This is a genomic window from Alistipes sp. ZOR0009 (assembly GCF_000798815.1).
Lineage (GTDB): Bacteria > Bacteroidota > Bacteroidia > Bacteroidales > ZOR0009 > Acetobacteroides.
In genome coordinates this window covers 17,130-41,641 of sequence record NZ_JTLD01000017.1, presented here as the reverse complement: position 1 = coordinate 41,641, position 24,512 = coordinate 17,130, and the positions used below count along the sequence as shown (strand labels likewise).

Sequence of the window (24,512 nt, the reverse complement as noted above, 5' to 3'; positions counted from 1 at the left end):
GAATTTAGCATAAAATAGTAAGATTCTGCTGCTGTTGGATATTTAACTAAGGGAATATTATGGATGAAAGTTTAAATCAAAAAGTAGCCAAATGGCTTACTAGGGTTATTAGCAATAATTACATGCCCAAATGGGCTGTATTTATAGTAGATTGCACATTAATTGCAGCCTCTTTTTTCACGGCTACTTTTTTATGGCAGAGTATAATGCTCGATTTTAATACTAACCCAACGTTTCAGTACCTATCACTACTTTACATTGGAATATTTATTCTTGCAACTTTACTATTCCAAACATTTTCTGGTATAATTCGCTTTTCTGGCGTTTACGACACTCTGCGCCTTGTTGTAATGGTTATTTTTGGAGGAGTAACCTTCTACCTTTTCAACATCAAGCTAAAGCTTGTAGAAGAGAATTTCCAATCAAACGAAGGGGTAATCGTTTTTTGGGTCTTCTGTACCTTTACGCTACTTTTTACTTTTCGTAAGGCAGTCAGATTTACCTACAGCTACTGGCAAAATAAAAAGGATACCCAAAAACGTACAATTATACTTTTCAATAACGAAGGACATGCTGATTTTGTAAAGCTTATGCTTGCTGATAGCCGAAGCAGCTACATACCTGTAGTGCTGCTAGATAAAACAGGCAAAATGAATGGGATGAGAATTTCTAACGTTCCTGTAATTTCCTACAACAACAATATCGGTTATATTGCAAGTAAGTACAAGACAAAAACCCTACTCATACTCCGAAATGATCTGGCAACGTTAAATGGCCTAAGCGAAGATTGCCTTAACAACGACGTTGATATGATGGTATCCGAAATATCTTCGTTTGACGGAAATGTAAACTTTAGCAGCAACGTACATCGCATTCAAATAGAAGATCTTTTAAATAGGGATGTGATAGAACGAGACACCAAACCATTAGAAACGCTCTTCTACCATCGTACAGTGATGGTTACGGGTGGCGCAGGTTCTATTGGAAGTGAAATTGTACGCCAGCTTTGTAAGTATAAGTGCGATGTCGTAATTTTCGATTCGGCAGAATCTCCTTTACACAGCATAAGTCTCGAGATTGCAGAAAAATATCCAAACACCAACCTGACTTGTATAATTGGTGACGTACGCAATATCAAAAAGTTAGAAAGAGCTTTTGAAGAATACCAACCAGATATAGTATTCCATGCTGCTGCCTATAAGCATGTTCCTCTAATGGAAGATTATCCCGAAGAAGCTATACTTGCCAACGTCTTAGGATCGAAAAATGTAGCCGATTTGTGTGTAAAGCATTCGGTAAAAAAAATGGTAATGGTGTCAACCGATAAGGCTGTGAATCCAACCAACGTTATGGGAGCATCCAAACGCATTGCCGAACAGTATGTTAATGCGCTATTCACAAATCACCTCCAACAAGGAGGTAATACTAAAATGGTTACCACCCGTTTTGGCAACGTTCTTGGATCTAATGGGTCGGTAGTCCCCATTTTTAAGAAACAAATAGCCAAAGGTGGCCCCATAACCATAACCCATCGCGATATTATCCGCTACTTTATGACCATCCCAGAAGCATGTAGCCTTGTGCTAGAGGCGGGAAGTATGGGTAATGGAGGAGAGGTATTTGTTTTTGATATGGGTAGACCGGTAAAAATTTATGATTTAGCGGTTAGAATGGTTAAGCTATCGGGATTAAAGCCTGATACTGACATTAAAATTGTAGAAACAGGGTTGCGTCCAGGCGAAAAGCTTTACGAGGAGCTACTTACCTCAAGCGAAAATACGCAACCAACCTACAACGAAAAAATAATGATTGCCAAGGTAAATACCATGCCATACGAAAAAGTTAGCCATTTAGTAAGCAACCTAATAGCAGAAGCCAACAATGGTAATAAAATAGAGGTGGTACGGCTAATGAAGGAGATTGTCCCTGAGTATAAAAGCAATAACTCCATATATGAATCCCTCGATATAGAGGTAAAACAGGAGCAACTTGAATCTGTACTTCTAAGTTAACGCATACACTTAAACAATTCACTAATTCATATATAAATACAAATTAATCAGCTAGATTAGCAAAATAATATCCAATAAAAAGCAGCAATTTAATGAATCGACTTTTACTTGCTTTTATAGTATCACTCTTTTCCTTATCAGCATCCTACGGTCAAGATATAGCTATAAGTATCGAAAATAAAGGTATATATGATTTTATTGATGAGCTTACTATTTCCCGTATTATTGATGCAAATACCATAATAAAACCATACTCACGCAAACAAGTAGGAGAGTGGCTTTTACAGGCAAATAACAAAAAAAGCAGCTTAACAAACCGTCAAATAAAGGAGTTAGAATTTTATCTTAATGATTACTATAAGGATATTGATGGTTATAAGCCAAAGAAAAAAAGATTTGATGTATTCTACTATCGCGATACTAACTTTTCTGTAACCATAAACCCCATTCTAGGCGTATATGGATATAAAAATAGCAACGATAGGGTTTATGGACGCTATTCGGGTGCTGAAGTTTATGGAACCATTGGTAAAGGTTGGAGCTACTATGTAAACCTTAGGGATAGCTACGAAAGTAGCGCATTACGAAAAAGTAGCTACCTTACTCAACAAAGAGGAGCAGTAGTAAAGTATAACAAAGCTGATAGTTCCATAGAATTCAACGAAATAAATGGAGGCATATCCTATAGCTGGAAATGGGGCTCTATTTCTCTAGTCAAAGAGAATGTAGAGTGGGGTAGCGGCTACAACGGTACCAATATTTTCTCGGGTCATAGCCCTTCTTTTGCCATGATTAAGTTAAGAGTATCACCTACAAAATGGCTTGATTTCAGCTACTTTCATGGATGGTTGGTTTCTAATGTAATAGACTCATCTACTATATCAAAAAGCAACTATAAACCTAGATGGGAATATTGCGGTAAATATGTGGCTGCCAATATGGCTACAATACGTCCTACTAAATGGATAGATTTTTCGATAGGTAGCTCAGTTATTTACAGCTACAGAACACCCCAATTACCCTATTTTATTCCAATAATGTTTTTTAAGGCAGTAGATCACTGGTATAGTAATCTTACTGATAATACCGATCAGAACTCGCAAATGTTCTTAGATATAAAGTTACGACCAATAAAAGGGCTTAGCATATACAGCACTCTTTTTATCGATGAAATAGGCTTATCCAGAATGTTCAATAAATCGGAACAATCAAATCAAGTTAGCTTAAAAGGCGGTTTTTCTTTAACCAACTGGCCCATAAATAACATTGGTTTCGTATCAGAATATACCCGAACTAATCCTTATGCCTACAATCACTGGGTTGATGAACAAACATTTGCAACCAACAATTCAAATTTCGGACACTATTTAAGAGATAATGCTGATGAACTATACGGTAAAATTTTCTATAAACCGTTGTACAACCTTCAAATTAGCATGGAACTCGTTAATGTACGAAAAGGACCAAATTACATACTGAAAAAAGCAGGTGCTTGGGGTAAGGAGTTTATATCCGAAGTTCGCTGGCAACGCAAAGCAGTGGTAGGCAGTATTACCTATCAGCCTATTAACGATCTTTACATCAACCTTGGTGCTGAAAGAAGTGATATAAAAGGGGCTGATGTAAACCTGTACACTCCAAAATTTATGCAGGGAAAAACGACCACAATTTTTGGAGGTATTAATTTTGGATTTTAAAGTAAGTCCCTTACTTATTATGGTAAAAAAGGTATTTATCCTACCTTAAAGGATAAATTTAACTACTGGAGCTTATAAAATATTTTCAGCATATAGTCTAGGGTGCTTCGTTGGAGGCACCCTTTTTTATTTTATCCATTGAATACACCATAAATGCTAGGCAATAATAGTCCGTATCACTAGGCCTTACTCCCCGAATGACAAGCCGTAACTCGTACAATTTTGAGGCTAGTATAGCCGTAATGTAAACGACAAAATCGCTAGAATATCTCCCTTACATTACCGTAATAGCGAGTTGAAAATGCAACGTGTTCTGGAAAAAATGAGAGAATGAAAAATGAAAAAATTCTTGTCACGCGTCACACTTCACGATTCTTGTCACCCGTAACTGGTCCCAATTCCTTGCTAACTACCTGTAAATAAACGTATATGCATTATAAAATTTTACAAACATTCTTGTTACAAACATTATTGTTACAAACATTATTGTTACAAACATTATTGTTAGTAAAATATGTATATTTGTAGTAGATACCTTAATTCCGAAGTTTATGGATAAGCCGTTTGTGTTTGGAGTTGCTGCTGCTGGCGGTAACTTTACGGATCGACAGGACGAAGCGAAAAGATTGTTGGCCAACTTTTTGAGCGGCGTAAATACGGTGCTGATATCCCCCCGTCGTTGGGGTAAAACCTCGTTGGTTCGAAAGGTGGGTAAGATGGCAGAGGAACGAGGTGTAAAAGTGGTGTTTCTAGATGTCTTTTCGCATCGTACCGAGGCAGAATTCTACAATGGCTTTGCAACCGCGGTAATAAAGCAAACCTCATCGAAATGGGAGGAATGGGTAGAAAACACCAAAAGTTTCCTATCGCGCGTACGTCCTACTATTTCGATGGGAACCGATCCAAACGTTGACTTTTCGGTAGGGCTAGAGCTCGATGAAAAGCGTGAAGCGGTAGATGAGATTCTATCGTTACCGGAGAAAATTGCGCTAAAGAAGGGGGTTCGGGTAGTTGTTTGTATTGACGAGTTTCAGCAGGTGATGGATTTCGAAGAACCTGTAACTTTTCAGAAAAGGCTACGAAGCGTTTGGCAACATCAGACTGCGGTTTCCTACTGCCTGTTTGGGAGCAAAAAGCACCTTATGAGCTTGCTTTTCGAGAAAAGAAGCTTACCATTCTACAAATTCGGAGATGTGCTGTACCTGCCAAAGATTAGCACAGATAGCTGGGTAGATTATATCGTAGGTAGATTTTCGAGTAGCGGAAAAGAAATAGACGAGAGCTACGCTCGGTTGATCTGCGAAATGGTAGATAACCACTCCTCGTACGTTCAGCAGCTCTCCTGGTTAATCTGGCTGAGATCCGAAAATAGGGTTGACAACGAGAGCTTCTGCTTAGGTTTAGACGATTTGCTAAATCAAAATTCGATGCTCTTTCAGCGCGATGTGGAATACCTAACAGGCTATCAGCTAAACTTCCTAAGAGCGGTATGCGATGGCTTAAGCTCGGAGTTCACCAAAAAGGATGTAATAGCAAAGTATAACTTTGGTACATCGCCCAATGTTACCCGAATTAAGAAGGCGTTAGCAGATAAAGAGATTGTTGATGTAAGTTCTCAAAAGGTAACCCTTGTAGATCCTGTTTTTGGGTTATGGTTTAAGAGAGAAATTCAGCATAAGCAAATACTACCTTTTAGTTTAATGAAAAATGAAAATATGAAAGAATGAAATTTTTTCATTCCACAAATTTTCACGAATTTCACTAATAACGCTTTGTGGCTGAAGGAAGGTGAAAAATGAAAGGATGAATAATGGAAAATTCTTGTCACCCTTCACTATTCCCTACTCACTACTCACTACATCTCACTCAGCCTCTTCGTATTGCAAAATAGAGAATGCCCCAACCGAGGTCAGGGCATTCGTCAACAAAAAAGGAAGGTTACTCAATGGTGATTGTCTTTTTTAGGGCACCCTTTCGGATCTCCTTATCGGAACAGTAAGCTTTACGTACCTCCATAACGAATTCGCCCTGAGTTAAAACAGGAAGGGTAAACATAAGTTCAGCGTTGGTTATTTTACCAAAATGCTGAACCTTCACCTCTGCTCCACTCTCAATGTTTACAAAGAAAAGTCCTTCGTCGGAATTGGTTGTATCAAACTTAAGCTCACTCCCCATCACCTTACCGATAAATCCGGCATTGTACCCAGCCGAACTGTCGGTAAAACAGTTAATAAATTGCTTAAGAATAGGTGCTCTTTCTACCGAATCGTACCTGGAAACTTGAAGATTGGTGATGCTGCTGTTGAGCATCTCGCCTGCAGTAACTTTTACGTTAATAGCATGACGGTTAGAATCAAACGAGTCGACAGGACTAGTGAAACGTCCAGTAATAGAAGGCCGAATGTTAACAATAGGCAAACGTACATTACATCCGTTGGCCACCTTATCGAACACCACAAAGAAGAGAATTTCCATTACCGCTTTAATATCGGCAATGGTAGCCGTGCTATTGTATTTCTGCATTTCGGCTGCAATACGGTTTACATCGTAAACATCTGTTGCGCTTACTCTGGCCTGTACTCTTCTGCATTCTTAATTAAAGGATTTAGCAGAAGATAGTACCATAAAGTCCCTTTAGTTTTTTGTGTAGCCATTTTTTTGATTTTTTGGCATTACAACAACTTATGAATGGGATATTCGAACCTTTTGGTATTTTTACCGTTATACCATAAGGTTAGCAGTAGTGCTAGGATAGGAGCAGCAGTTAGACGCGGCAGCTCCTAAACGTGCGAAGCTTTTTATTTCAGCTGATCTTATACGGCCACTTGTAAATGATGTTAGCGCATCATCTGCAGTGGCCTATTTGCTACGCAGCACCTGGTACCACGCAGTTAAATGGCTACAATCTCAACATGGCAGCTCTTGCCATGCAATGCTTTACATTGCTACTGGTTACTTGTGAGGGATATTCTGAAGAAGCACATCCGTGCGTGCATTAGAATGTTTGCAGCAAAAGGCCTTTATTGCGTATCTTGGATGCCTTAAAGAATGATTGATTGCTACAGCATTCTTTTATAAAACCATCCCCTTCAGTCGTTTTAACATTGAATTCTTTCATCTTTTACGAAAGATGAATGTAAAAGTTAACTTAAATTTATTTATTAGCTAACTATAGTAGTATGTGAATGTTTTTATTTACATAAAAACGAAAGTAAGAAGATAAAAATACTAAATGAATTAACTGGTAGATAGCACATTCGCCAGTTTACCTACAAAAATTTAAAAACAGCGCCACTTATACGCCGACTATCTCATATTTGGAGGTTATACATAATGGTTAATAATATAAAAGCATCAGCATAAAAAAGGACGAAAGAGTCCATAGCTATTTAAAACTGACATAAAAATTTGCATTAAATAAAATCAATTACGTTCGTTACGTAACGAAAAGTTCCTAACGAATTTTTCGTTTTATCCTGTTGAAATGAAAAAAAGCATCCCCTCTAATCCATTTTTAGTTACTGGATACCACTCGCCAGCCTACTTTTGCGATAGGAGGGCAGAGGCCGAAAGAATAGTAAACGCCCTACTAAATGGAAGAAACCTAACCCTAATAAGCCCAAGGCGTATGGGAAAAACGGGCTTAATACAGCATATTTTCGAAAAAGAGATTTTAAAGGATACTACATAGACCTTTATCCTACCAAAAATCTTAGAGACTTTACCATTAAGCTAGGCAAAGCGGTTTTAGGCTCTCTTGATACTTTGCCTGTGCGGGTTATTAACCAAACATTAGGCATGTTTAAAAGCTTAAGGCCACTCCTTTCTTTCGATCTAATAACAGTACAACCCGAGGTAGAGATAACTCTAGCCAATGACGATCAACCAAAGGAGTCGTTAGATGAAATTTTCGAATATTTGAAAAAACATGATGACCAATTTATTGTAGCCATTGATGAGTTTCAACAAATTCTTGTCTATCCCGAGCAAAACGTAGAAGCCCTCTTTAGAAGCTACAGCCAGCAGCTATCCAACGTACATTTTATATTTTCTGGAAGTCAACGGCACGTAATGGAAGGGATGTTTAGAAGCCCTGCACGGCCATTTTATCGGAGCACCGAGCTGATGTTTTTAGATAAAATCCCCGTAGAGGAATATGTAAAGTTTGCCATAGAAAAGTTTACTCTAGCCGAAAAGAAGATATCAGAAGAACTTATAGTGCAGCTATACAAAAAGGTATTAGTCCATACCTGGTATGTACTGTATATGCTGAATCGTCTATACTCGCTACCGGTAAGTTACTACTCAACAAAGGAGCTGGATGAGGTAGTAAAACAAGTACTGATGGAAAATGAACCTTTTTATAAGGGATATACTAAGCTAGTAACCTCTCGACAGTAGAGCCTTATGGAGGCTATAGCCCAAGAAGGAGTAGTTTTAAAACCAAATTCTCAGCAATTTATAAGCCGATACAATTTAGGAGCAGCAAGTACAGTACAATCTGCATTAGCAGCACTTATAGAAAAAGAGCTGGTTTTGGAAGAGGAAGGAGAGTACTTTATATACGACCGTTTTTTAGGAATGTGGCTACAAGTATGGGGAAAAGACTGATAAAATTAAAAAGAAGACTACAAGGAAATCTATTAACATCTATACTTCAGTTTTATACAGGAAAGTACAACTACAATATATGGTGTATATTGTTTTTAACACAATAACATCATAATATGAATAAAAATATATCCCCATTTTACATCTACTTATGCCATATAAGCTGAACTCTTTGAGCGTTTCTTCCATCCCAAAGAAATATAATTCTCCACCTATCATTAACATCTAGGCTATAGTAACCAGATTCATCCTCCATAATTTTTACTTTATCATCTTGTAAATCTTCTATACTACTTATTTTATCAAGTTTGTCCATATTTTCTCTGCTTTTTATTTGAATATCCTCGGGTAAAAAATCTTTCCAAACCCCCATCCAAATCATCTCAGTACTCCGGTTTTTAAAAGACACTATCATTGTTTCAATCTTTAAATTTTCAGAAGAGACAAGTTACCCTAATGTCAACAGTTTTTCCTAATTTTATTATATAAATTTTTATAAATCATTGGTATATAATAAAAAAGGCGCTTACGCGCCTAATTTTTTTATAATACTACCTGCTAGCAAGGTATTTTATTTATTCTGCCTTCGTGCCTTCCTCCCTCAAATTCGGCATTCAAGTAGGCATCAACAATTGCTTTAGCCTCCTCAAAGGTTACAAAGCGTGCAGGCAGCGTACATATATTGGCATTATTGTGCTGCTTAGCAAGGGCTGCTATCTCCGCATTCCAACAAAGTGCCGAGCGTATGCCCTTGTGATGGTTTAAAGTCATATTAATTCCATTACCACTTCCGCACATGGCCACACCAAAATCCAATTCTCCATTTTCAACAGCCGAAGCTAGCGGATGAGCAAAATCAGCATAATCTACGCTTGCTTCAGAGTGTGTTCCAAAATCAACAACTTCATAACCTATGGACTGGAGGTATACCTTTACCAATTCTTTCATCTGAAAACCAGCATGATCGCATGCCATTCCCAACTTACGGCTTTTCATAAGGTTCAAATTTTTCAATTTCTCCAAAGTTACAACATAAGGATAGACAAGCAGCAGCAACAACACAATATAAATAGAATAATTGCAGCTTTACATCCCAAAACATTATAAAAATTATTCTTTATATGTTTGATTAATAAAATATTATATACTTATCAACAACATTAAATGGTTTTTCTAATTTTTACTAATCACAAGCGAGCAGTTGACTTACTACTCGCTCCATATTCTACTACCAAAATTAATTACATTTACATATAATATACTGATTATCTTTATTTTATATATACAAAATTTAAAATAGAATTATCTAAATGCACATTTTTCCATGTGTTGATATTTTTTTCTTGCTTTATTCAAACAACTTGGTATTCATAGTTATTAACATGCCAAACAGCTAACACTATTTTTGTGAATAACTATTGAGCTGAGGTGAGCTCTTTTTCAAAACTTAGCCTTGCTCGTTTACCAAAAAGTTCTAAGAAGAATCGAGTATGTTAATTCAAAGCAAAAGTTTTTAGAAACAGCTAGCTGGTTTCAACAGCCACAGCTAGCTATTTTAGAGTGTTAGCATCCATTTTTTTATCACCAGCTGCCGCTATCAACAGCTGTTAATAAAGTTTGGAAACTTCTGTTTTTCAAATACGAATTACTCCATTTAGCTGTTAGCTTATTGTTTTTAGAGTTTTAATTCTGATTTTTGCAAAAGGATGCTATCCAAGTTTTCCACAGAGCTAACAGGATAATATTTACATCATCTATTTTTTTAAAAAAGAAAAGATAATAATGATTATTAGAGATGATATGTTGAAGGATGGGTACGTAAATGCACCCGTTGGTAGCGATGTCGATTTGGTTGCCGAGATAGATAGGCTAAAAAAGGAAAAGAATGCCGTTATCTTGGCTCACTACTACCAAACAGGCGATATACAGGATATAGCCGATTTTGTAGGTGATAGCCTAGCGCTTTCGCAGCAAGCCGCCAAAACGGAGGCTGACATCATTGTATTTGCAGGGGTACATTTTATGGCAGAGACGGCCAAAATATTGTCTCCTTCTAAGAAGGTGCTAATTCCTGACTTAAAAGCGGGTTGCTCTTTAGCCGATTCGTGCAAAGCCGAAGATTTTGCTGAATTTTTAAAGCTGTATCCCGACCATACCGTTATTTCGTATGTTAATACAACTGCGGACGTTAAGGCTTTAACAGATATCGTTTGTACCTCAAGCAATGCTGTACAAATAGTTGAAAGCCTTCCTGCCGATGCTAAAATAGTGTTTGGACCCGATAGAAACTTAGGTAACTATATCAAGAATACGACTGGAAGAGAGATGGTTATATGGGATGGTGCTTGCCATGTTCACGAGGAGTTTAGCCTAGAGCGTATACTTGAATTGAAGAAGGAGCATCCTAATTCGAAGATACTAGCGCATCCTGAATGTAAAAAGCCCATACTGCTGGTTGCTGATCATATTGGTTCTACTGCCGACTTGCTCAAATATTCGACAAAGGATCAAGCAAGCGAGTATATAGTTGCCACCGAGACTGGTATTATTCATCAGATGAGAAAAGCTAGTCCTAACAAAACGTTCATACCTGCACCTCCTTTAGATTCTACCTGTGGTTGCAATGATTGTAGCTACATGAAGCTCATTACTTTAAAAAAGTTGTATAATACGCTTTTATATGAGCAACCTGAAGTTTTTGTTGATGAACAGGTTAGCATAAAGGCAGAACGTTCAATCCGGGCTATGTTAGATATTTCTGCCAAGTTAGGTTTGTAGTATGACAGATAATTTTGATCCTAGAGAGGGGAGTAAGTCTGAATTTGATAAGGACGTAGAAACTGAAATTCGTCCGCGGGAGTTTGAAGACTTTAGCGGGCAGGAGAAGGTTGTCGAAAATCTTAAAATATTTGTTCAGGCGGCTTCTATGCGTGGAGAGGCACTAGATCATGTGCTTCTGCATGGTCCTCCTGGCTTGGGTAAAACAACTTTAGCGCATATTATAAGCCGAGAACTAAATGTAAATCTGAAGATTACATCTGGTCCTGTATTGGATAAGCCTGGCGATTTGGCCGGATTGCTTACCAATTTGGAAACAGGAGATGTCCTTTTTATTGATGAAATTCATCGTCTTTCTCCGGTAGTAGAAGAATACTTGTATTCTGCTATGGAGGATTATACGATTGATATAATGCTAGATAAGGGACCTAGTGCTCGCTCTATTCAAATTTCATTGAATCCGTTTACTTTAATTGGTGCTACCACTCGTAGTGGGTTACTAACTAGTCCTTTGCGAGCAAGATTTGGTATTCAGGCTCATTTGGAATTTTACGATTCATCTGTATTACAGCGAATTGTAAAACGAGCTTCTGCAATTTTGAGTATAGGGATTTCTGATGATGCCGCTTACGAGATTGCTTTTCGGAGCAGGGGGACTCCGCGTATCGCCAATGCGCTACTTAGACGTGTTAGGGACTTTGCTCAGGTAAAAGGTAGTGGCTTTATTGACGTAGAAATAGCCCGAATTTGCCTCGAAGCTCTCAATATTGATAAGTATGGCCTCGATCATATGGATAATAAAATTTTGACTACTATAATCCATAAATTTAAGGGTGGTCCAGTTGGGTTGAATACTATTGCCACTGCAGTAGGTGAAGATCCTGGTACGGTGGAGGAGGTTTACGAGCCGTTTTTGATAAAAGAAGGGTTTATAAAAAGAACTCCAAGAGGAAGGGAGGTAACCGACTTGGCTTACAAACATTTGGGTGTAAGTAGAATAGATGAAAATCTAAAGTTATTTTAAAGGAAAAATAAAAGGCAGCCAATAAAATCTTGGCTGTTTTTTGTTTTGTGTAACTATTGTCACCTTCAATTAAACATTCAAAGAATAGATTTGTAATATCTATATAAAAATTACAATTATGGCGGATAAAATTTCGTTGAAATGGATCGAAGGTATGGCTTTTGATGGAGAGGTGAATGGCCATACTTTGCGCATAGATGCAAATGAATCGGTAGGAGGTAAAGATACAGGTCCTCGTCCTAAAGCTTTAATGCTAATTGCACTAGCAGGGTGTACTGCTATGGATGTTGTTTCGATACTTAATAAAATGAGAATGCCCTACGATGATTTTAATGTTAATGTGGAGGCTAATAAGACAGAAGAGCATCCTGTTGTTTACACTGACTTTAAAATAGTCTATAGGTTTAGAGGTAGTGCGTTAGACAGAGAAAAAATAGAAAAGGCAGTTAGTCTTTCTCAGGATAGGTATTGCGGTGTTTCTGCTATGTATAAAAGTATTGGTACTGTTTCGTATGAGATTGTTCTTGAAGATTAGTATAGAAAAAGGCTTCCAACTTGGAAGCCTTTTTGATTTATAATGATGATTTGAATTGTTTTAAGAATCTAACATCGTTTTCGAAGTAAAGACGAAGATCTCTAATTTCGTATTTGAGCATTGCTATACGTTCTAGTCCCATTCCAAACGCATATCCGCTGTATTTTTTGCTATCAATGCCACAAGCTTCGAGCACGTTTGGATCTACCATCCCGCAGCCCATAATTTCTAGCCATCCGGTATGCTTGCAAACGTTACAACCTTTACCACCGCAAATTGTGCACGATACGTCCATTTCTGCAGAAGGTTCTGTAAATGGGAAGTAGGATGGGCGAAGGCGTATTTTTACGTTTTCTCCGAATAGCTCTTTAGCAAAGTAGAGCAGTGTTTGTTTAAGATCTGCAAACGAAACATTTTCGTCTATGTAAAGTCCTTCTATTTGGTGGAAAATGCAGTGTGCACGTGCAGAAATTGCTTCGTTACGAAAAACTCTACCTGGGCAAACAACTCGGATAGGTGGTTTTTGCGTTTGCATAGTGCGTACCTGTATGGAACTTGTATGAGTACGAAGCAAAATATCGGGATCTTTTTCAATGAAGAAGGTATCCTGCATGTCTCTGGCAGGATGTTCTGGTGGAAAATTTAGCGCACCAAATACGTGCCAGTCATCTTCTATTTCAGGACCTTCAGCAACTGAAAAGCCTAACTTTTTGAAGATTCCAATCATTTCGTTTTTAACCAACGAAATGGGGTGTCTTGAGCCAATTTCATCTTGAGAGCCAGGACGCGAAAGATCAACTTTTTCGCCATCGTCTTCCTTATTTTCTAGAATTTCCTTTAGCTCGTTAATTTTATCTTGAACAGCATCCTTGAGCACGTTGATTTTTTGACCTATTTCCTTTTTTTGCTCAACAGGTACATTTTTAAACTCGGCAAATAGGAGGGTGATGGAGCCTTTTTTGCCTAACATCTTGATTCTAAATTCTTCTACCTGTTGAAGATTTTCTGCTTTGAATGCTTCAACCTCTGCTAAAAGCTGCTGTATTTGCTCGAGCATAGTTTCTTATCTTTTTACTTTGATACTTTCGATGAAGATATCCTTTAATGGACGATCTTTTTTGTTGGTTGGCGTTGCCGCTATTTTGTCAACTACATCCAATCCCTCAATAACTTCGCCAAAGATAGTGTATGATTCGTCTAAATGAGGCGAGCCACCTACTTTTTTGTAAACTTCTCGTCTTTCTTCAGAAATTTTAAAGGGTGCAGTTGCGTTCAGTAGTGCTTCAACTTTAATGTTGATGTTATTTTTAAGTTCTTCAGGCGAAAGATCTTTATTTTCGGTTTTGGGTATCTCCTCAGTAAAAATCTTTTGGGATAAGGATGCTTTCAGCCTTTCGTTTACCCGTTTTTCAATTTTATCGAGCTCGTCATCTGTAAATTTTTTGCCTTGAACTATATAGAACTGTGAACCTGATGATTTACGTTCTGGATTTTCCTTATCACCCTCACGAGCAGCGGCTAGTACGCCTTTTTTGTGAAAGTGGGTCTTCACTATTTCAGCAGGTATGTCGTAGCCTGGGCCACCTTCTCCGTAAGTAGAATCGGCTTTCGGATTTCTTGAATCAGGATCACCGCCTTGTATCATAAAATTTTTGATAACCCTATGGAATATAATTCCACTATAAAAATTATCTTTTGCTAGCTTAATAAAGTTGTCCCGATGAAGTGGGGTATCATTGTACAACTTCAGCTTAATGGTGCCTTCCGACGTTTTTATGGTTACAATGGGTTCTTTTTGAGCGATAGCATTTATACCTACTCCTACCATTATTGTACATAAAAAAGCTAATTTTTTTAGTTTCATGCTGGGTGTTAACTTTTAGAATTAATTTTATCACTGTATGCAAATATATTAACTTAAGAATGAAAAGGACTTTACTTTTAGTCATTCTTCTTTTTACTTATTACTTCGGTCAGTCGCAAAGTGTGGGGTTGGTGTTAAGTGGTGGAGGCGCTAAAGGATTATCGCATATTGGGGTAATAAAAGCTTTAGAGGAGAATAATATACCTATAGACTATATTTCGGGAACCTCGATGGGAGCATTGGTTGGGGGAATGTATGCTATTGGTATGTCTCCTGAAGAGATGATAAAAATGGTTACCTCTCCAGAGTTTTTGCGTTGGTCTACAGGGCAGATAGAAGATGAATACCTGTATCTGTATAAAAAGTTGGATCCTGGAGCTTCCATGTTTTCTTTCAAATTTAGCTTAAAGGATTCCATTTCATCAGCTAAGCTTCCAACCAATTTAGTTCCTACTCACCAAATGGATCTTGCCATTCTTCAGCATTTTGCCGGACCTACAGCCAGAGCTAAAAGTAACTTTGACAGCTTATTTATACCGTTTCGATGCGTGGCTTCCGATGTTTATAACTCTAAGCAGTACGTTGCTAGAAAAGGTGATGTAGGGTCAGCTATTCGTGCTTCTATGACTTTTCCTTTCTTCTTTAAGGCAATTTCTATTGATTCATCTTTACTTTTCGATGGTGGTATCTACAATAACTTTCCTTGGGATGTTTTGGAAAACGATTTCAATCCTGATTTTATAATTGGTTCAAATTGTGCTAGTAATCCAGAAAAACCTGATGAGGAAAATATTCTGAAACAGATCGAAACTATGATTGTTTCTAAAACGAATTACAAAATACCTCGGGAGAAGGGAATTACCATTGAGAATATTTACGGAGATGTATCTCTTTTGGATTTTTCGAAAGCGGAAGAAATTATTGATAAGGCGTATAGGGCAACTTTAGCTAAGTTAGATTCAATTAAGCAACGAGTGGATAGGCGCGTAACACCCTTAGATTTAAGTATAAAGCGAGGTTTGTATAAGCGGGAACTACCAAATTTGCAGTTTAGATCTATAGCAATAGATGGTTTGAGTAGTAGCCAACGTGACTATGTAACAAATGTATTTCAATCTAGGAAAAAGTCAACTTTTGATTTTAAAAAGTTTAAAAATGAGTATTTTAAGTTGCTAAGTGATAATACGATAACGTCTATATATCCGATAGCAACCTACAACGATACGTTAAGATTGTACGATTTGAGGTTGAAAATAAAGGCAAATAATGATTTAGATTTGGATTTTGGTGGAAATATTTCATCGAGTTCCATGAATCAGGGATATTTGGGGTTGACTTATAAGCATTTCGCTAAAAATTACACTCGTCTTTTTAGCAATATTTACTTTGGAAAATTGTATAGCTCTTTTCAAATGGGAATGCGTCAGGATTTTGCCTATGGAAAGCCATTCTTCTACGATGTAGTTTTTACCTTGCAGCGCTTAGATTTTTTTAATAGCAATCCTGAGCCATTTTTTGAAGATTTGCGTCCAAGTTACATCAAGCAATACGAGTACTTTGGGCGGGTTAATTACGGGTTTCCTGTTAGTTCTTCCTCCTTTTTCAAATTTGGATATAATTTTGGGCGTAACAATGATCAGTACTATCAGGTTAATAACTTTTTAAAGGGCGATGAACCAGATAAGACTGAATTTACTTTTCATAAAGTTTCCATATCGTATGAGAAAAATACGTTGAACTATACCCTATTTCCTTATAAGGGTAGGAGACAATACGTTGGTTTTTCATACATAACAGGTAAGGAAGTTAATAAACCGGGAACGACAGGGCCAACTCATTTGGTTACTTCTAAGTGGCAAAACTGGATGGGGATAAGGCTTTACAATCAAAGCTACCATCGAATTTCGGATAAATTGTGGACAGGACTGCTTCTTGATGCAATTGTAACCGACAAGAAGGCTTTTTCGAACTACACCTCCTCTGTGCTTAGTGCTCCTTCCTTTACTCCATACCCTCAAAGTCAGACGATATTTTTGCCCAACTTTAGATCCGATTCTTATTTTGCGGTAGGTATTATGCCAAATATTCTTTTTTCGCCGCGTATCTATTTACGTGCAGAAGCCTACGCTTTTATGCCTTTCTATCAGATTGAAAAAACGAATGATTACTTTGTTACCTATGGAAAACTTTTGAAGGAAAGATTTTATATGGGCTCATTATCAATGGTATATCAAACAGTTGTTGGTCCGTTAAGTCTTTCAGTTAATTACTATGATAAAGAGAATACAAAATTCTATTTCGTTGCTAACTTTGGCTTTGTTTTATTTAATCGTCGTTCACTAGAATATTAGCATTGTGGGAAACCTAAAAAAACTTGCTGGTCATACTCTTATTTATGGCTTGAGTAGCCTGTTGGCTAGATTTATTAACTATTTGATGAATCCTATTTATACCAACTATTTTAAGAATCCCAGCGAATATGCCATTTATAGCGAATTCTATATTTATATACCCATTTTGCTAACAATCCTAACTTTGGGTTTGGAAACGGGATATTTTCGCTTTTCAAATAAGTATACCGAAGAAAAGGAGAAGGTTTATTCTACAACTTTTACCTTTTTGCTAATAACTTCAAGTTTATTTGTGCTCTATACTACATTTGGTTATGAGGGTATTATAAATGGTTTAGACTTATCACCAAATAGGTGGTACGTTATTTTAACTGGTTGGATTGTCTTTTTTGATGTGCTTTGTGCCATTCCATTTGTTAGGTTGAGAAACGAAAATAAGGCATCAACCTTTGTTATTTTAAAGACAGTAAATATTCTTATCAACGTATTATTTAACTTAATACTTCTTTTTGTAGTACCTAAGCTGTTTCCATCTCTTCCTCGAATGGGAATACTTGTAATTTTTATCGCAAACTTAATTGCTTCTGTAGCTACATTATTCTTGGTAATTCGTTATGCTGGATTTCCACGGCTTCGAATATCTAAACCTTTAATGAAGGAGCTGGCAATATATTCGATTCCACTTGTTATTTCTGGTTTGGCTGGTCAAATTAACGATTTACTTGATCGTTATAGCATAAAGTATCTTTTGCCAGAATCGAGTAAACCTATGTTTCAGTTGGGAATTTATACTTCAAACTTGAAGTTGGCAATTGTATTGACTCTTTTTACTCAGATGTTTAGGTATGCTGCTGAGCCTTTCTTTTTTAATAATGTTAAGAAGGAAGATTCAGGGAAAACGTATGCGGATGTTTTTAAGTACTTTTCTGTTTTTGGAATGATAATATTCTTGTTAGTAACTCTTTACATAGATATTTTTCAATATCTCGAAGGATCTAACTATCGGGAAGGTTTATTTATAGTGCCTGTACTGTTGCTATCCTACTATTTTGTTGGGTTGTTATATAATCTGCAAATTATATTTAAGCTACACGATAAAACTCGAAGAACAGTTGATGTAACTGTGGCAGGATTGGTATTACTCATTATTTTCAATATTTTTATGGTTCCACGTTTTGGATATCAAGCTGCTGCTTGGGGTAGGTTGGTTTCATTCATATTTATGTGCGTGGTAAGTTACTGGTTTGGTAAGAAAATTATTAGTATTCCATACGATTTTAAAAACATAGCCTTTTACTTTTTATTAGGATTAGGAATATACTTTTTAAGTGTGGTTATACGTCAGGATAGTATATTTTTACGACTTACGATTAATAGCCTTCTTTTCGGAGGGTACATTTTTATTTTTATGTACCATGAGCGAATTAATCCTTTAGCAATTGTTAAATCTGTTTTGAAATGGAAGTCAAGGTAATCAATAAAAGTAGGTATGATTTGCCCCAGTACGCAACTGCTCATTCTGCTGGTTTAGATTTGAAAGCGAATGTGGATGTAGAGGTTAGCGTTGGCCCTTTGGAGAGGGTTGTTATTCCTACAGGTTTATTTTTAGAAATTCCTGTTGGTTTTGAAGCTCAGGTTAGACCTCGTAGTGGACTTGCCATAAAAAGTGGTATAACAGTTGTTAATTCGCCAGGAACCATTGATGCTGATTATAGGGGTGAAGTAAAAGTTGGTTTGGTAAACCTTTCGAGTGAAACTTATGTTATCAAACCAGGAGATCGAATTGCCCAAATGGTATTTGCTAAACATGAATCTATTACGTGGAATTCGGTAGAGTTATTGAATGAAACGGATAGGGGAGAAGGTGGTTTTGGTAGTACAGGTAAAAAATAAGTAAATGAGGTATACTCTCTTTATAGCGGCTATAATTGTAAGCATAGCAGCATGTACATCAACGAAAAATTCCTACAGATCGATTAGGAATAACGGCAAGTTGATGTCTGATTTAAACTACTATGAAGGACTAAAGCAGTACTATGGGGGTGCAACAGGTAATGCTGTGGTCTTATTTACCAAGTCTATAAGCCTAAATAAGGAGAACGATGCGGCATATTATATGTTATCTCAGGTATATGCAGCACAGAATAAGAGAGATTTGGCATTGAAGAATGCAGAGTTGGCATTTAAGCACGATTCTACCAATAAGTATTACGGGTTGAATTATGCGCAGATACTGCAACGATCCAATAAGTTAGATTCTGCTTTGGCCATTTATTCAAAGTTAGTTGAACTCGATTCTACCGACACCGACTTGTTGCTTAATATGTCTTTGATATATGGCTATAAGGGCAATTTGAAAAAAAGTATTCAACTTTTTGACGAATTTTCTGCGAAGTTTGGTAATAGTGAGCTGATTTTGGCTAACAAGCAAAAGCTTTACCTGCAGCTTAATCAGGTTGATTCTGCGTTAAGTATTGGTCAGCGTTTGGTCGAGTTATATCCTGATGATCCGCGGCATTTCACTATTTTAGGAGAAATCTATGGTTCCATGGGGAACGATTCTTTGGCAATACTCTATAATAAGAAAGCATTGGAGCTGGTTCCAAATTTTCCGTTGGCACAAATTGGATTGTCTGATGCTTATAGGCGAGAGGCAAAGTATCCAGATTATTTTAGAGTTTTGAATGCTATTTTCAGGAACGATGATGTTTTGAACAAAGATAAGGTTAACTATTTCAATCAGTTTTTGGAAAATAAGCAGTTCTATCAAGTTTTTTATCCCAATATTGATACGCTGATAAACAATTTCATATCTACCTATCCGAAGGATACTTCTATTTATCCTATTTATGCCGAGCATTTAACTAAGATGGGCAAATTGAATGAGTTGAATAATTTTTTACATGTTAAAATTGATTCTGGTTCAAAGGATACAACACTATATTATCGTTTTATAGAACTCAATTTTTATTTTAAGAGATTCGATACCACCAAGGTTTACTCGAAGCGGGCAATTGCTATTTATCCGAATTTGGTGAAAATGTATTTGTATAACTCCTATTCTCATTTTCAGTTAAAGGAGTACGATTCTACAATTGCTGTACTAAAAACAGCTTTGCCTTACGCAAAAACGGATTCAATGAAGGTAGATATGCTATCCATGATTGGCGATTCTTACCATTCAATGGGAAAGTTGGAGACTGCTTTTGAGTACTACGATCAAGCTCTAAAAATCAATCCTAAGAATATTCAAGTTTTGAATAACTATAGTTACTATCTTTCCTTGACAGACAAAAATCTTTCTAAGGCATTAAAAATGATTAATGTTGTATTGGAAAAGGATCCTAATAACGGTACTTATTTGGATACGAAAGCTTGGATTTTGTATAAGCAAGAGAAGTATGAGGAGGCTAAAGAGGTGATGCGAAAGGCGCTGATATATGGAGGAAATGATAGCTCTACCATTCTTGAGCATTACGGAGATATTTTGGATAAGTTGAATGATAAAGATTCTGCTAGTATGTACTGGAGAATGGCTTACGATAAAGGAAATAGATCAAAAGAATTGCTTAAAAAACTTAACTTAGAATAGAATGCAGCGACTGGTTATACTAATTTTTTTATTGTTTACTGTTGGTGTTGCTGCTGGACAATCATTGAAAGATCTGCAGGAGCAAAAGAAGGCGGCTGATAGAGAGTTAATTCAGATAAATGATCAGCTGAATTCTACCAAGAAGGAGAAAAATTCAACAATGAAGCAGGTTGCTTTGGTGCATTCTATGATTGAGAAACGTAAGAAAATTATAGAAAATATAGATCGCCAGGTTATACTTGTTGTAAAAAATATAGGTATTAAGACAGATACCATTCTAAAACTGAAAAATGATATATTCGTTTTAAAAAAGCAGTATGCAAAGACATTGCAGCAGGCGTATAAGTTGAGAAATTCAACATCTGCGATTGCTCTAGTTTTGGCATCCACCGATCTGCAGCAGGCTATAAAGAGAATGAAGTATTTGCGATCTTATAGCGATTACAGGATGGAGCAAGCCAATACCATAGAACTAAAGCAGCGAAAATTGAATGCTGAAATTGTTGATCTAAATGCTAAGAAACGGAATTTGGAGGTATTGTTAGCAAATAAAACAAACGAAGTAAAGAAGTTGGCTGATGATGAGAAAACTTATCAGGCAATGTTGGATCAGCTTAAAAGTAAAGAAAAGGATTTGCTAGCAGAGGTACAAAAGAAGCGACTGTTGAGAGAAAGACTTGCTCGTGAAATTAACTTTTTGATAGCAGAGGAAGCCAGAAAGGCAGCAGAGGCTGCACGACGTAAAGCGGCCGCTGAAGAAGCGGCAAGACGTAAGGCTGCCGCTGAGAAAAAGAATGTGGTAGCTAAGCAGCCTGCTGTTACGGTACCTAAAGATTTGCCATTTACACCTGAAGATAGAACAATTGCAGGTAAATTTGAGGCTAATAGAGGAAGGCTTCCATGGCCTGTTCGTCAAGGTCAGATTGTTGAAACCTTTGGAGAGCATCAGCATCCCCTTTTAAAGGGTGTAAAGGTCAAAAATGACGGTGTTGATATTGCTTCAGTCGCTGGTTCAGATGTAACTGCTGTTTTTGATGGTGAGGTGAGTAAAATATTTACACTTCCTGGGGCTAATATATCTGTTTTGGTACGTCATGGCTATTACATTACCGTTTATTCTAATCTTTCTAGGGTTAGTGTAAAGGAGGGGCAATCGATAAGAGCAAAACAGTCTATAGGAATTTTGGCTAATAGCGATACAGGTGGAGAGAAGCCAACGTTGAAATTTCAGGTTTGGAAGGAAACAACACCTCAAAATCCCGAAAATTGGCTTGCTAGATAGGAAACATTTTATCTCTATATCGTATAAACTTATATGGCATCATACTGTTTTTTGTCCGATCCAGAAGTTTTACGTAATGTCGAAGAGTTAGTATTGTCGTTTACTCATAAGTATGAAGTAAAACAACCTCTTCGTGAGCGGATAATTGTATCCTCATTGGAGGCTATTTCTAACTCCATCAACCATGGTAATGGGAGGGATGTTGCTAAAAAAGTAAATTTTACTTTAGAAGTAAGGTCTGGAAAAATTGTAATTGTTGTTGAAGATGAAGGTATCGGTTTTGATTATGAGCGATTACCCTATCCCACCCTTCCTGATAATATTCTGAAAACCGATGGTAGAGGCGTTTTTTTGATGAGAATGTTGTCTGACGACATTAAATTTAATGAAAGTGGAAATAAAGTTGAACTTTTTTTTAATATATAAGTTTTGGCAGTAAATTTTTTTTCAGAGAAAATCGCTTTTAAACCAAAGCAGTCTCTTAAACTAAAAACTTGGATAAAAAGTGTCGCAAGCGAGGAAGGGTATCAGGTTGGTACCCTTAATTACGTTTTTTGCGATGATGACTATATTATAGAAACTAACCGACAGTATTTGCAGCACGATTATTATACCGACATTATTACGTTCGATTATACCGAAAAGGATAAAATATCAGGTGATTTGGTAGTTAGTCTGGATACTGTTCGCTCTAATGCCGAAAAAATAGGCGTTGATTTTAATAATGAACTATGCCGTGTAATTATACATGGAGTACTTCATTTGTGCGGATATAAGGACAAAACAGAAGAGGAAGAGAAACAGATGAGAGCATTGGAAGATCATCATCTATTAAAGTTTAATTTTACGATTGTCTAACTATGATGTTTGATTACGACGTTATTGTGGTTGGAGCAGGACATGCTGGTTGTGAAGCAGCAGCAGCAGCAGCAAATCTTGGTTCTACCGTGCTGTTGATAACGCTGGATATGACTAAAATGGGGCAAATGTCCTGTAATCCTGCAATGGGAGGTATTGCTAAAGGACAGATTGTTCGCGAAATTGATGCTCTTGGAGGATATTCTGGGATTGTAACTGACTATAGTACTATTCAGTTTAGAATGCTAAATAAAAGTAAGGGTCCTGCTATGTGGAGCCCTAGAGCACAATGTGATCGTGTTTTGTTCTCCTTAAAATGGAGAGAAATGCTAGAAAATACGGCCAATATCTCTTTTTGGCAAGATTCTGTTGTTAGTTTATTGTTGAAAAACGGCTTAGTTACAGGAGTTAGAACTGCATTAGGAGTGGAGTTTAATGCGAAATCTGTTGTTTTAACTACAGGAACTTTTATGAATGGGCTGATGCATGTTGGGCGACACCAGCAGGTTGGTGGCCGTTCAGGTGATATGGCCTCGTATGGGATCACAGAGCAACTTCGTGAGTTGGGTATGGAAGTTGGAAGAATGAAAACAGGTACACCAGCTCGAATTGACGGGAGAAGTGTTGATTTTAGCGTCATGGGAGTTCAGCATGGTGATGAAAATCCACAGAAATTTTCTTTTTTGAATTCTTCTCCTGCCGTAGTAAAGCAACTTCCTTGCTTTATAACTTATACCAATAGCACGGTACACGATATACTAAAGGATGGCTTTTTAGAATCTCCTCTATTTAACGGTACCATAAAATCAATAGGACCTAGGTATTGTCCAAGTATTGAAGATAAAGTAAGAACTTTTGCTGATAAAAATCAGCATCAACTTTTTTTAGAACCAGAGGGATGGAATACTAATGAGTATTATTTGAATGGTTTTTCATCCTCGCTACCTTTAGATGTACAAGTAAAAGCATTGCTAAAAATCCCAGGGTTTGAAAATGTAAAGATTTTTCGACCTGGTTATGCAATTGAATATGATTTTTTTCAGCCAACACAGCTTAAACATTCTTTAGAATCAAAATTTGTTGGTAATTTATTCTGTGCAGGACAAATAAACGGAACAACAGGTTACGAAGAGGCTGCAGGACAAGGGTTAGTTGCCGGAATAAATGCATCTTTAAAAGTTGCTAATCAACCTGAATTCGTATTAACGAGAGATAGTTCCTATATTGGAGTACTTATTGATGATTTGGTAACTAAAGGAGTCGATGAGCCTTACCGTATGTTTACATCAAGAGCCGAGTATAGAGTGCTTTTAAGGCAGGATAATGCTGACGAACGATTAACTCCAATTGGAATTAAACTGGGTTTAGTATCAAAAGAAAGAGAGTTTGCTTATAAGTATAAAAAAGAAAAGGTAGATGAATTAATTAATTTGATTGAAAAAACTAGCATCAAACAAGAAGATGCTAACGATATTTTAATTTCAAAGCAGACTGCGGTAATTAATCAAACTAGAAAATTGGGTGATTTATTACTTAGACCACAGATTAGTCTTTTTGATTTTTCTAAATTTGGAGTTATTGATAATTTTTATAATTCTCTTGAATTTTCAAAAGAGGAGATATTTTCCCAAGCAGATATCAAGATAAAATACAAAGGTTATATAGATAGAGAAAGATTAGTGGTAGATAAAATTGAACGTTTAGAAAATGTTCGTATCTCTGATGATTTTGAATATAGCAAACTTCAATCTCTATCAACAGAAGCAAGACAAAAATTAAATAAAATCAAGCCCAAGACAATAGGACAAGCTTCTAGAATTCCTGGAGTTTCTCCTTCTGATATAAATGTGCTTTTGGTTTTTCTTGGTCGATAATGTTTCACGTGGAACTTTTTTGTATTTTGATTTA

The 24,512-nt window shown here is 36.8% G+C and carries 22 protein-coding genes; 17 read left to right on the top strand and 5 right to left on the bottom strand.

Annotated elements, in window-relative coordinates; all coding sequences use genetic code 11:
• The first annotated feature begins 59 nt into the window (after positions 1-59).
• The 3 genes from L990_RS05880 to L990_RS05870 all read left to right on the top strand — a co-directional run bounded on the left by L990_RS05880 (position 60) and on the right by L990_RS05870 (position 5,436).
• Entirely contained in the window at positions 60-2,012 is a 1,953-nt protein-coding gene (locus tag L990_RS05880) for a polysaccharide biosynthesis protein (RefSeq protein ID WP_047446444.1), read from the top strand.
• A gap of 92 nt (positions 2,013-2,104) precedes the next feature.
• A complete protein-coding gene (locus L990_RS05875) occupies positions 2,105-3,709 on the top strand; it encodes a hypothetical protein (protein WP_052180779.1) in 1,605 nt (534 codons plus the stop codon).
• A 551-nt stretch (positions 3,710-4,260) separates the two neighbouring features.
• A complete protein-coding gene (locus L990_RS05870) occupies positions 4,261-5,436 on the top strand; it encodes an AAA family ATPase (protein WP_052180778.1) in 1,176 nt (391 codons plus the stop codon).
• A 211-nt stretch (positions 5,437-5,647) separates the two neighbouring features.
• Here L990_RS05870 and L990_RS05865 read toward each other — a convergent pair whose 3' ends face one another.
• A complete protein-coding gene (locus L990_RS05865; RefSeq protein WP_047446442.1) occupies positions 5,648-6,232 on the bottom strand; it encodes a DNA-binding domain-containing protein in 585 nt (194 codons plus the stop codon).
• A gap of 961 nt (positions 6,233-7,193) precedes the next feature.
• Here L990_RS05865 and L990_RS19145 point away from each other — a divergent pair.
• The 3 genes from L990_RS19145 (at position 7,194) to L990_RS20335 (ending at position 8,320) form a co-directional block, all read left to right on the top strand.
• Entirely contained in the window at positions 7,194-7,400 is a 207-nt protein-coding gene (locus L990_RS19145; protein WP_052180777.1) for a hypothetical protein, read from the top strand.
• 107 nt (positions 7,401-7,507) lie between these two features.
• Positions 7,508-8,110, top strand: coding sequence for an ATP-binding protein (locus L990_RS19140; protein WP_052180776.1), 603 nt, complete (start codon positions 7,508-7,510; stop codon positions 8,108-8,110).
• A 6-nt stretch (positions 8,111-8,116) separates the two neighbouring features.
• Complete coding sequence (locus L990_RS20335; protein WP_052180775.1) at positions 8,117-8,320, top strand: hypothetical protein; 204 nt, start codon at positions 8,117-8,119, stop codon at positions 8,318-8,320.
• Positions 8,321-8,465: 145 nt separating this feature from the next.
• Here the strand turns inward: L990_RS20335 and L990_RS05855 are convergent, their stop codons facing one another.
• Positions 8,466-8,735, bottom strand: a complete 270-nt coding sequence (locus L990_RS05855; RefSeq protein ID WP_047446440.1) for a type II toxin-antitoxin system RelE/ParE family toxin — start codon at positions 8,733-8,735, stop codon at positions 8,466-8,468.
• A 143-nt stretch (positions 8,736-8,878) separates the two neighbouring features.
• Positions 8,879-9,316 carry a ribose 5-phosphate isomerase B gene (gene rpiB / locus L990_RS05850; RefSeq protein ID WP_047446438.1) on the bottom strand — a complete coding sequence of 146 codons (438 nt, stop codon included), beginning with the start codon at positions 9,314-9,316 and terminating at the stop codon, positions 8,879-8,881.
• A gap of 804 nt (positions 9,317-10,120) precedes the next feature.
• Here rpiB and nadA point away from each other — a divergent pair.
• The 3 genes from nadA (at position 10,121) to L990_RS05835 (ending at position 12,657) form a co-directional block, all read left to right on the top strand.
• The gene (gene nadA / locus L990_RS05845) at positions 10,121-11,098 is read left to right on the top strand and encodes a quinolinate synthase NadA (protein WP_047446556.1); all 978 of its coding nucleotides are present in this window, start codon (positions 10,121-10,123) and stop codon (positions 11,096-11,098) included.
• Between the two features lies 1 nt (position 11,099).
• The gene (gene ruvB, locus L990_RS05840) at positions 11,100-12,122 is read left to right on the top strand and encodes a Holliday junction branch migration DNA helicase RuvB (protein WP_047446437.1); all 1,023 of its coding nucleotides are present in this window, start codon (positions 11,100-11,102) and stop codon (positions 12,120-12,122) included.
• A 118-nt stretch (positions 12,123-12,240) separates the two neighbouring features.
• Positions 12,241-12,657 (top strand): OsmC family protein, encoded by a 417-nt coding sequence (locus L990_RS05835; protein ID WP_047446435.1) that lies wholly within the window; start codon positions 12,241-12,243, stop codon positions 12,655-12,657.
• Positions 12,658-12,694: 37 nt separating this feature from the next.
• Here L990_RS05835 and pheS read toward each other — a convergent pair whose 3' ends face one another.
• Positions 12,695-13,714, bottom strand: coding sequence for a phenylalanine--tRNA ligase subunit alpha (gene pheS, locus L990_RS05830; protein ID WP_047446432.1), 1,020 nt, complete (start codon positions 13,712-13,714; stop codon positions 12,695-12,697).
• 6 nt (positions 13,715-13,720) lie between these two features.
• Positions 13,721-14,521: a peptidylprolyl isomerase gene (locus tag L990_RS05825; RefSeq protein ID WP_081981612.1), complete on the bottom strand. Its 801-nt coding sequence runs from the start codon at positions 14,519-14,521 to the stop codon at positions 13,721-13,723.
• Positions 14,522-14,580: 59 nt separating this feature from the next.
• Between L990_RS05825 and L990_RS05820 the strand changes: the two genes are divergently transcribed.
• The 8 genes from L990_RS05820 to mnmG are packed head-to-tail and all read left to right on the top strand — an operon-like array spanning position 14,581 to position 24,478.
• On the top strand, positions 14,581-16,872 hold the full coding sequence (locus L990_RS05820; protein WP_047446431.1) for a patatin-like phospholipase family protein: 2,292 nt from the start codon (positions 14,581-14,583) through the stop codon (positions 16,870-16,872).
• Positions 16,873-16,876: 4 nt separating this feature from the next.
• The gene (locus L990_RS05815; protein WP_081981611.1) at positions 16,877-18,346 is read left to right on the top strand and encodes a lipopolysaccharide biosynthesis protein; all 1,470 of its coding nucleotides are present in this window, start codon (positions 16,877-16,879) and stop codon (positions 18,344-18,346) included.
• A complete protein-coding gene (dut, locus tag L990_RS05810) occupies positions 18,331-18,765 on the top strand; it encodes a dUTP diphosphatase (RefSeq protein WP_047446429.1) in 435 nt (144 codons plus the stop codon). The genes L990_RS05815 and dut overlap by 16 nt, the downstream gene beginning before the upstream one ends.
• Before the next feature lie 4 nt (positions 18,766-18,769).
• Positions 18,770-20,464 (top strand): tetratricopeptide repeat protein, encoded by a 1,695-nt coding sequence (locus L990_RS05805; RefSeq protein WP_047446427.1) that lies wholly within the window; start codon positions 18,770-18,772, stop codon positions 20,462-20,464.
• Between the two features lies 1 nt (position 20,465).
• Entirely contained in the window at positions 20,466-21,746 is a 1,281-nt protein-coding gene (locus tag L990_RS05800; protein ID WP_047446425.1) for a murein hydrolase activator EnvC family protein, read from the top strand.
• A gap of 33 nt (positions 21,747-21,779) precedes the next feature.
• The gene (locus tag L990_RS05795; protein ID WP_047446424.1) at positions 21,780-22,172 is read left to right on the top strand and encodes an ATP-binding protein; all 393 of its coding nucleotides are present in this window, start codon (positions 21,780-21,782) and stop codon (positions 22,170-22,172) included.
• Positions 22,173-22,175: 3 nt separating this feature from the next.
• Positions 22,176-22,604: an rRNA maturation RNase YbeY gene (gene ybeY / locus L990_RS05790; protein WP_047446422.1), complete on the top strand. Its 429-nt coding sequence runs from the start codon at positions 22,176-22,178 to the stop codon at positions 22,602-22,604.
• 2 nt (positions 22,605-22,606) lie between these two features.
• Complete coding sequence (gene mnmG, locus L990_RS05785; RefSeq protein WP_047446421.1) at positions 22,607-24,478, top strand: tRNA uridine-5-carboxymethylaminomethyl(34) synthesis enzyme MnmG; 1,872 nt, start codon at positions 22,607-22,609, stop codon at positions 24,476-24,478.
• Positions 24,479-24,512: the final 34 nt, after the last annotated feature.